Below are 9,923 nucleotides of genomic sequence, written 5' to 3' on the forward strand. Positions count from 1 at the left end.
TCCTACTGGTATTTGGCGAAGATTTTCTCCATCAAACCTGCTTGGAGAAAGACTAGCAAACCAAAACCAAAGAGGATAAAAGCTGATCCACCCAAGAGGAGAGTGAATGCGGATAGATAAAGAACCATCACAATGAGAAAGAGAATAACTAACATAAGGAAGAACCAAGGAAAGTTAAAACTTGCCAAGATAAGTCCTTTTTGTAGCACTTCTTTCCAAGTCAAATCATAGCGCGCAGCGATGGGATAGCTAGCCAACATCACGATAGTGAGGAAGATAAGAACGCCTAGACAGATAGCTTTCACCATTTGGAAAGGCATAGCTGTCTGACCCCAAAAGAGATAGAGGTCTAGAAGACTTAATGAGACAATGCCCAACTCAAGCAGACCTAACTGAAGACCTAGTTTCAGATTTTGCTTGAAAGCTCTTAGATAGATTTTAAAGACAGGCACGCGTCTACTCTTCTTAATCTCAAACATAGTCTCGTAGAGACTAATTTTAGCCACTCCAATCGTCACGATGGGCAAACAAGAGACGACAAAAAGAAGATTGGCTGTCACGATATCCAAGACCTTCTCACTAAAACGCATGAGAAAATTATCTGTATCAAATGCTGCCTTGATAAGGCTTACTCCTTTTTGTGCCATGTTTACTCCTCCTGATTTTTTTAGTCAATCAAAATTTTAAAGAGATATTTGCGAACCTTCTCTTCCATACCTGCATAGCCATTTGGCTGATGCGGTTCTCCTGGGAAGAAAATCGCAAAATTGTGATAACCCAACAAGAGTGGGTAATGTTCATGACAATGAACAAAGCCAATGTCATTTGCTTCGTCGAATGCTACTGCCTCGTCTTTGATACGTGAACCGTAGCTCGAATATTCATGTCCATCTACCAGCAAATGCAAGTCAGCATAGTTCTGATGATGCTCAAATTGATCATTTTCAGCTTGATTGAGGACATTTTCCTGAACAACTAGAAAGACCTTGTCCCCATCAATCTCATACTTACCTAATTCGAAAGAATCCTTACGGTGCTGGTAGAGATAGTCGATAGCCTTGTCTAGATTGGGATGAATTCCTTTGTAAAAGGTGATGTTTTTCAAATCGTCAAAAATCATACTCTTTCCTTCGTTTCTGATAGTTAACTAAAATCATTCTTAAGTTTATAAGTGTCTGACAAAATCTTTATGGTAGACAAATACCCAACATTTTGTAGACACTTATAACTCTGTATTCTCTTATACTCAATGAAAATTGAAGAGCAAACTAGGAAGCTAACCACAGGCAATACTTAAGTATGGCAAGGTGACGCTGACATAGTTTGAATTCGATTTTCGCAGAGTATTATCCTTTAACAGCTCCCATAGTAATACCCTGAGTGAAGGATTTTTGGAAGACAAGGAAGACTGTTACGATTGGCACAGCTGCAAGGGCAGCTCCTGCCATGATCAAACCATAGTTGGTTGCCATTTCAGCCTGCATAGTCGCAACCCCAAGTGAGATGGTCAAGTTTTGACGTGAAGTCAACATAACCAACTGCATGAAGTAGTCGTTCCATGTATTGATGAAGGTGAAGATTGCAAGGGCTGCAAATCCTGGTTTCACAATTGGGAAGGCTACGCTCCAGAAAGTACGAATCTCACCACAACCATCGATTTTAGCTGATTCAAGCAACTCTGTAGGGATATTCTCACTGAATTGTTTCATGAGGAAGACCCCGAATGGCCATCCAATCAAAGGCAGGATAACTGCCCAAAGAGTGTCATGGATTCCCATGAAGTTGACGATACGTACCAATGGCACAAGGACAACTTGTTTTGGAAGCGCCATAGCAGCGATGAAGATGGCAAATAGAATGCGTTGCCCATAGAAACGTTTTTTAGCCAATACATAACCTGCTAGAGATGACGTCGCACAGACTAAGAACATGGTTACCAATGAGATAAACACAGAGTTCCACATCCACTGCATAGCAGGGTTTTGCACCATGAGTTGTTGGAAGTTTTCCATGGTTGGCATTTTAGGGAACCATTGTGGCGGAATCATAATGGTATCAGGCTGTGATTTGAAGGCCCCTGTCAAAATCCAGTAGAAAGGAAAGATGAACAGCACGGTCAACAAGAGCAAGATAATAGTTGAAATAACAGTGAAAGCTGTTAAGGGTTTCTTTTGTGTAGATTGCATAGCTGTCTCCTTTCTTTAGTATTCTACGTCGTTTCCAAGTACTTTAAATTGAACAAAGCTTACGATAGCGATCATCACTGCCAAGAAGACACCGATTGTGTTTGCATAGCCGTACTCTGTCAACTGGAAGGCTTTTTCGTAAAGGTAGTACATCAGTGTACTTGTTGAATAGTTTGGACCACCAGATGTCAACAACTGAATCAAGGCGAAACATTGGAATGAGTTAATTGTTGTAATAATTGCGATGTAAAGAGTTGTTGGAAGAAGGCTTGGCCATTTAATCTTCCAGAACACTTGCAATTCAGTCGCACCATCAACACGGGCTGCTTCAACCAGTGAATTATCAATATTCCCCATGGCCGCGATATAAAGGATAATCGGCTGACCAACTGAAGTTGTCAAAAGGATAATCATAATCGCCATCAAAGCCCAGTTTTTATCTCCCAACCAAGAAATGTTTTGACTGATGATGTGGCTTGACTTAAGGACAAAGTTTAGAATCCCTGATAGTGGGTCATAGATCCATTTCCATACAACCGTTACGGCAACACTACCTGTTACAACAGGAAGGAAGAAGACGAAACGATAGAAAGAACGGGCAATGGCATTTTGATGATATGTCTGAGATGCTACAAAGAGTGAGAATAGAACAACAACTGGTACAGATCCAATAACCAGAATCACGGTATTGATCAAAGACTTCATAAAGACAGGGTCTTTAAACATGCGAATGTAGTTGTCCAAGCCCACAAACTCAAATTTAGTCATTGAGTAGTTAAAGAAACTTGTAATGAATCCCATAATCATAGGAGCCAAGACAAAGATGACAAAGAAGAATAATACTGGTGCTAGGAAAGCGTAGGAAATCACTGTTTCCCGCATACGAATTTTATTGACTTTCACAGTCGGCACCTCTCTTTCAATTAGAATAGTTTTTGATTTTCTTAAACTGTTTTAAAATCAAAATGAAATTTTTTAAGATTCGCTTATGTAAGAACTTCATTTTAATTTCGTGACAGTTCCTTACATTTCAAACAAAATCCTCCCTTTTCTTACATAGGCTATGCACAGGGAAAAGGGAGGAGTCAATCTGATTTAGTGCTTATTGTTTTGTAGCTTTTTTAATTGTTTCGTTAGCTTTTTCAGTAAAGGCTTTCAAAGCATCCGCTGGTTTTTCGTCACCATTTGATACAGATTGCAACATTGGGAACCAAAGTGTTCTCATTTCAGCAAAACCATTGATAGTGTTGTAGTATGGTGAGTAGTATTTAGTCCAACCACTGATTGTTTCCATACGTTTGTCTTCATAAACTTTGCCAAATGATGTACGAACTGGGAAGGCACCTGTACGAACAACATCTTTTGGACCCCATTCTTTATCATCCGCGATGAATTGAACGAATTTCTTAGATGCTGCAACTTTCTTGTCGTCTTTATTGTTGAATACTGCAAATCCGTTTACAAGGTATTCAAGAGCTGGTTTACCTGAATCTGATGGGAATGGTACTTCTACCACTTCTACTTTACTTGCTTCCAAGAGTTTAGCTTGGATACCGTTTTGAGATGGTGCCCAAAGGATTGTGTAAGATGTTTGACCGTTGGCAAAGTTTTGGATATCTGCTCCACCGTCAAATTGTGAACCGTTGTTCAACAAACCGTCTTTAATCCAGCTAGCTGCTTTTTCAAGACCTTTGACGAATTTAGGATCATCAGTTGTATATTTCGTTACATCTTTATCTGTTACAGAACCGCCGTAAAGGTTTGCAATGAAGGCACGTGTTCCTTGGTCTCCCCCTTGACCAGAACTGAACAATGAACCTGGTGTGTAGCCTTTATCTTTAAGTGCTTTCAAAACTTTTTCAAAATCATCAGTAGTCCAACCTTCTTTTACAAGGTTTGCAACTCCAGCATCTTCCAACATTTTCTTGTTCATAGCCATGTAGAATGGTGCTGAACTGATTGGATACATGTAAGCTTTGTCTCCAGCTTTACTTGCTTGTACGATATTTTCGTTGTTCACATCTTTGACGAATTCGTCTGTGAAGAGGTCGTTCAACTCAGCCAATTTACCGTTTTTACCGTATTGGATGATACGTCCTGGTGCGTCAAACAGTACATCTGGAGCTGTTCCTGCTTCGATAGCTGTTGTGATTTTTTCAGGACCTGACTTGAAGTCGATGGTTTCCAATTTCACTTTTACATCTGGATTTGCTTTTTCAAACGCTTCGATGATTGATTTTTCATATGTTCCAACACCGTCACCAGTTTTTTCTTGAGTGAAAACTGGGAATGCCCACCAAGTGATTTCTGTTTTTCCACTATCGCTACCAGATTTTCCAGCATCTTTACTTCCACCAGAATTACCACATGCAGCAAGGCCAAGAATCGCAGCACCCGCAAGTACTGTACAAGCTAGTTTTCTAAATTTCATTTGTATTCTCCTAATTGATAAGCGTATCCATATTGGATAATGAGTAAGATTGCATTTGTATACGTTTTCATTTTATCCGACGCATCCACCACTCTCCTCTGTTTTTAGATTGTGTTATTTGAGACCAGCAACAAAGCGTTCTGTAATCTCTTTTGGTCTAGTAATAGCGCCACCGACAACGATGCCTCGCACTCCATATCCAAGGATTTGTTTGGCTTGTTCTGGTGTATGAATTTTCCCTTCAGCGATGACATCCACTCCTGCTTCACAAAGTTTTTTGATTAGTTCAAAGTCTGGACCATCTACTTTTGGACTATAAGAAGTGTAACCTGATAGGGTTGTTCCAACAAAATCAATCCCTGCTTCGACTGCTGCTATACCCTCTTCAAAAGTACTGGTATCAGCCATTAAGAGTTGATGTGGATACTTTTCTTTGACTTGTCGGATAAAGTCCTGAATTTCCAAACTGTCGTAACGTTCACGTTTGGTACAATCCAGAGCAATAACCTCAATGTCTAGTTCAGCCAACTCATCAACTTCTTTCATAGTCGCTGTAATGAATGGCTCCTGTGGCGGATAGTCACGTTTGATGATTCCGATAATCGGGAGTTTCGTAACCTCCTTGATCTCCTTGATATCACGAACACTGTTTGCTCGGATACCGACTGCTCCACCTTGCTCAGCCGCTTTGACCAGCAAGGGAATGACTCCTCCCGCTTCTGTATAAAGCGGTTCGTGAGGAAGGGCCTGACAAGAAACGATGATTCCATCTTTGATTTGTTCAATCAAGGCTTCTTTAGTAATCTGTGGCATCCTCTTTCCTCCTTTTCTTTGTTCTTATGGGTTCATTATATATCATCTTTAAAGCGCTTTCAATAGTTTGTGGTAGAATAGATTTCAGTTTCAAAAGTATTTTATAGAACAGCAGTTTCTGAAAGTAGTTTCAGCACTGTCTTATTTTCAATTCGCTCAGTATATAAAATGATAAAAAGAGATAGCCATCTTTCAAATGGGCCATCTCTTTTATCATTAACGATGAGCAAAATTCATTTTATTCAAGACCTAATCTAGTCCTCTTTTCGTTTCTTCCCAAATGTCAAAACAGATAAGAGACCTGCCACTAATCCTAGAGAAATAAAGGTTGTATTTTCTTTGCTTCCAGTATTTGGAAGCTCATTTTGTTTAGCCGCCGGTGCTTGATAAGTAGCACCTTGTCCAAGAGATAACTTCTTAGCTGGACGTTCGTTTGCAGCTGCTAAGACTGGTTTGGTTTCTCCCTTGTACTCTGGCACTTCATGGATTGCTGCCTCAGCTCCATTGACACCTCCTTTATACTCAGGTAGAGCATTTGAAGCTGCCAAGACAAAGTTAGCACCACCTCTATATTCCGGAACCTCATTTGAAGCTGCTAGAACTGAATTTACGCCCCCTTTGAATTCCGGTTTTTCTACTGTTGGTGCTGGCTCTTCTCCCACTGTTGCTAAGGGACCAGTGTATTCAGGAATTTCTGTTACAAGAGCTTCTACTCCATTCACTCCACCTGTAAACTCCGGTTTTTCTACTGTTGGTGCTGGTTCTTCTCCCACTGTTGCCAATGGACCTGTATATTCAGGAGCTTCTTCAGTTACTGCAGCCTCAACGCCATTAACTCCACCTGTAAATTCTGGTTTTTCTACTGTTGGTGCTTCTTCTCCTGCTGTCGCTAATGGGCCTTTGTATTCAGGAGCTTCTTCAGTTACTGCTCCTTCTTCACCATTAACGCCACCCGTAAATTCTGGAACTTCATTTGTCGAAGCTTCGCTTCCATTTACACCATGAGTAATTTTAGAACCAACTACTGAAACAGGCAAATTATGCATACTTTCGATAGCTCCTTCTGCTAAGCCTGTAACTTTTTGACCAATATCCTCTGGATCTACTGTAAACAATAGAGTCTTCGTATCATACTGCGTCATAAAAGTAGCTGTTTTACCATTGGCAAGTTGTAAAGTTGGTGCTTGATTGACCAATACTTCTGAATCAAATTCCATGGCAATAATGCCTTGCCCCATATGAACTGCATGTGTAACTTTTGCTTCGGTTGGAGAAACCATATCCTTGCTTAAGAAATCCCAATTAAATTTCTTATAAGACAAGGTATATTCGTTTTGGTTGTTATCTGCATGCTCATAAAGCAATCCATATTCGCCATTCCCGAGATCTTGAATAGAATTGTAGGCAAACTTACCACTTTGAACAGGATTATGCTTAAGCCAAGTCAGCTCTCCATTTTCTTCGACACGAGCTAAGTGTACCAAACCGTTGAAACGTCCTGGTCCACCTGCATTACTAAGAACAATATACTCTTTTCCATCATGCATCGTATGAATAGCAGCCAATTGAACGTAAACATCCTTGACATCCGCATAACGTCTTATATCATTTTCCCAAGTTACTCCACCATCTTTACTAGTAGCAACTTGAAGGTCCCCTGTTAATCCACGCATGAAGAGCTTAAGATCTCCATTATTTAATTGTACAACAGAGGACTCAGTATTTTGAGCATAATAATTACTCATGGTACTTGAGTCAATCACAGTGCCATCAGTCAGCGTACGATGGTCATTCACACCACCTCCCATATGCCAAGTCTTACCATGGTCATCTGAGTAGATAACCCGAGATGATTGAGAACCGTTTAAGTGGTTGGTCTGATTAGTTGTATAAGTAGGTACAATGATTCGACCTTTATGAGGTCCGGTATGAAGAGTAATTCCTGTTCCAGGCCCAACCCCTAAGAATTTCATCCAATCAGCTTTTACCATTGGGGTAATATCTTGAGGGGCTGACCAAGTCTTACCATCATCATCACTGTAAGACATCCATAGATAAGAATCCTTAGCAACTCTAAATGGAGACGTTTTATTACTTGTGAAATAAATATTTCCTAATAGTTGATTCCCTTGATACAAATCACCCTTATCGCTATAAGCTGGTTTAACCGGGTTTACAACAACACGATAATCGGTTGCTTTCCCATCTGGAGTATAAACTGTACCATTTTCGCGTATTGTATAGGAACCTTCTTCGCCTTCTTTATAGAGAATTTGATAAGTTTTGCCATCGATTTGTTTATAGGCTTCTTCTCTTTGAGCAGCCATTCCAAAGATTCCTTTCCCTTCTGGGAACATATCATAGATAGAAAAAATTCGTTTTGTTGCAGGATCTTGAACCAAAGCCATATCGATGTTCACTGGTGAACCGATTGATGGGTCAGAGGCTTTTGGATTGTCTCGTAAATTTGTAATCGTTACTCGATCACTCCATGTCTTCCCCTTATCCTCACTTCGTCTAACGACCATGCCGATATCACCCCAGTCACTTGAATGAAGACGGCGTTCATCTGCACCAGCAATCAGAGTGCCTTTATCTGTCTTAAGAAGAGCAGGAATACGATAACTCTTGATGCCATCTTTATTTGGTTGGTTATGCATACCACTTTCAAAGACATCTTGTTTTTCAGTAAGTTTAGCTCCCTCAGGTAGCTTTTGCTCCAAATCAGATCTTTCAAATAATTGGCTACGTTTTTGAACTTCATCAGGAGTCAGTACTCGGTCATAGACACTTAAATTACGAACCTGTAGATTTGCTCCCCAAACTGAATTTCCTGCCCGATTTGTTGCACCAATTTGAGCATGTGTAATATCTGGCATATCCTTGATAAATTTACCAGACTTCAAGCTAGTACGCGATAAAACACCGTTCACATAAAGTCTAACTTTTCCTTCTGGATTGTCTGCATTTGGTCTTTCTACAGTAAAGGTAACCGAATTCCACTGCCCAGGCTTAATTTTCAATGGAGCATCCGTATATTTATCATAAAATTGTGCTCCATTAGCATCACGCCCCTCGATTAAGGCTGTATTATTGAGAACAGCCATTGTGAAGTACTCATCTTTTTTCTTATCACTAGACACTGAGAATAGATTATAGAATGATGGAGCTTTTGCATCTGGCTTGAATTCCATATGAATGGTCGCATTTTGAAGTTTCTTCAATGTATTTAATTCACTGGCTAAGTCTACACGCTGACCATTTTTAGAATTCGTTTCAACATCTTCTTTTTCTACTACTGGAGTTGCATTTTCAATGTCTCTAGCATAATAATCTCGAGGAATCACACCCTCATCTTCTTTATCTTGCTCCTTGTTATTAGTTCCTGCCGATGCAGAATCTGCTTCTGGTTTATCCGCAGGAGCTGGTGTATTTTCAGCTGCAGGTGTATTGGTTGGAGTTGTTGTCTCTGCTTCAGCAGTCTCATTTTTCTTCAATTTATCCTGATCAACTTCCACACCATTATCTTTCGCTGTTGCCAATTTTCCAGCTAGTTCACTATCTAACTGAGCAAGACTGCCTGAAGAAACTTCTTTTGGTAATTCTGATAAGCCTTGATTATTATTTTCAGTAGCAGTTACAGTTGAGTTTCCTTGTTCATTTGCCAATACAGGATTTACTCCAAACACTACTGCACCAATTGTTACAGATGCTACACCAACTGCAAATTTACGAATTCCATATCTTTGTTTTCGTTCAAAATTCTTCTGATTCATCTTTCTACCTTTCCATTTTTAAAAAATAAAGCGCTTTCTTTTTGTTTTAAAATTTTTACTCCCCATCAAAGGAAAACATAAGAAAGTAATTAATAAACGAGAGTCCCTATCCTTCTCTCTTTCAAAATTTAGCTAGCTACAATCCAAACAGTAGCTATTTCACTCCTTTCCTAGAGACTTTTTCTTTATTATACAATAAAGTCATAGGTTTATCTCGAGCTTGTCATAGAATAGATTTTACTTTCAGCAATATTTTAATATTTTAATATTTTTAAAAGTACTTTCAACATTTATAATAAAAAAGAGAGCTACTGGGCTCTCTCATCCATCATTTTACATACTTAAAAGGAATCTCACTACCACATAGCCAGTTGTAGACTTGGTCATTGACAAAGACATTCATGGCTTCGTGAGCATACTCAGGCATGATGCGATAGGCCTTATCGCAGGTCAGACGATTGTAAATCGCAAACTGGGTAATAGGATAGCAAACATCATCGTCCAAGCCCGTAATCATCTTAACCTCACCCTTGATACGATGGGCAAGATTTTTCACATCGATATAGGCAAGGGTCGCCATGATTTCCTCCTCAGTTTCGTGGAAGGGGTCGTGAAACTTGAAATAACGGAAAAGTTCGTCATAGGCTTCACTGGTATTGCCAATCTCAAGCACTCGTCTAAAATCTGACAAGAAGGGATAGATGGCAACTGTTTTCT

Annotated in this window: 8 protein-coding genes; all 8 read right to left on the reverse strand. The window is 39.7% G+C overall.

Going from position 1 to position 9,923, the window contains the following annotated elements; translation table 11 throughout:
• Window positions 1-2: 2 nt before the first annotated feature.
• Window positions 3-647 (reverse strand): DUF624 domain-containing protein, encoded by a 645-nt coding sequence (locus QZ565_RS05870; RefSeq protein ID WP_295526861.1) that lies wholly within the window; start codon window positions 645-647, stop codon window positions 3-5.
• A 20-nt stretch (window positions 648-667) separates the two neighbouring features.
• Entirely contained in the window at window positions 668-1,120 is a 453-nt protein-coding gene (locus QZ565_RS05875; protein ID WP_295526864.1) for a YhcH/YjgK/YiaL family protein, read from the reverse strand.
• A gap of 226 nt (window positions 1,121-1,346) precedes the next feature.
• The gene (locus QZ565_RS05880; protein WP_020901679.1) at window positions 1,347-2,186 is read right to left on the reverse strand and encodes a carbohydrate ABC transporter permease; all 840 of its coding nucleotides are present in this window, start codon (window positions 2,184-2,186) and stop codon (window positions 1,347-1,349) included.
• A gap of 15 nt (window positions 2,187-2,201) precedes the next feature.
• Complete coding sequence (locus tag QZ565_RS05885) at window positions 2,202-3,068, reverse strand: sugar ABC transporter permease (RefSeq protein WP_161683542.1); 867 nt, start codon at window positions 3,066-3,068, stop codon at window positions 2,202-2,204.
• 220 nt (window positions 3,069-3,288) lie between these two features.
• Window positions 3,289-4,617: an ABC transporter substrate-binding protein gene (locus QZ565_RS05890; RefSeq protein WP_295526869.1), complete on the reverse strand. Its 1,329-nt coding sequence runs from the start codon at window positions 4,615-4,617 to the stop codon at window positions 3,289-3,291.
• 114 nt (window positions 4,618-4,731) lie between these two features.
• Entirely contained in the window at window positions 4,732-5,430 is a 699-nt protein-coding gene (locus QZ565_RS05895) for an N-acetylmannosamine-6-phosphate 2-epimerase (protein WP_295526871.1), read from the reverse strand.
• A 254-nt stretch (window positions 5,431-5,684) separates the two neighbouring features.
• Window positions 5,685-9,206 (reverse strand): SIALI-17 repeat-containing surface protein, encoded by a 3,522-nt coding sequence (locus QZ565_RS05900; RefSeq protein ID WP_295526874.1) that lies wholly within the window; start codon window positions 9,204-9,206, stop codon window positions 5,685-5,687.
• Window positions 9,207-9,534: 328 nt separating this feature from the next.
• On the reverse strand, window positions 9,535-9,923 hold a 389-nt coding region (locus QZ565_RS05905), incomplete at its 5' end, for an acetylxylan esterase (RefSeq protein WP_295526877.1).

Origin of the sequence: uncultured Streptococcus sp., assembly GCF_915066115.1 — a bacterium.
Lineage (GTDB): Bacteria > Bacillota > Bacilli > Lactobacillales > Streptococcaceae > Streptococcus.

What these genes read in the sequence shown, in the direction of transcription:
- QZ565_RS05870 (WP_295526861.1), bottom strand. Translation starts at nt 647, where the DNA reads ATGGCACAAAAAGGAGTAAGCCTTATCAAGGCAGCATTTGATACAGAT.
- QZ565_RS05875 (WP_295526864.1), bottom strand. Translation starts at nt 1,120, where the DNA reads ATGATTTTTGACGATTTGAAAAACATCACCTTTTACAAAGGAATTCAT.
- QZ565_RS05880 (WP_020901679.1), bottom strand. Translation starts at nt 2,186, where the DNA reads ATGCAATCTACACAAAAGAAACCCTTAACAGCTTTCACTGTTATTTCA.
- QZ565_RS05885 (WP_161683542.1), bottom strand. Translation starts at nt 3,068, where the DNA reads ATGCGGGAAACAGTGATTTCCTACGCTTTCCTAGCACCAGTATTATTC.
- QZ565_RS05890 (WP_295526869.1), bottom strand. Translation starts at nt 4,617, where the DNA reads ATGAAATTTAGAAAACTAGCTTGTACAGTACTTGCGGGTGCTGCGATT.
- QZ565_RS05895 (WP_295526871.1), bottom strand. Translation starts at nt 5,430, where the DNA reads ATGCCACAGATTACTAAAGAAGCCTTGATTGAACAAATCAAAGATGGA.
- QZ565_RS05900 (WP_295526874.1), bottom strand. Translation starts at nt 9,206, where the DNA reads ATGAATCAGAAGAATTTTGAACGAAAACAAAGATATGGAATTCGTAAA.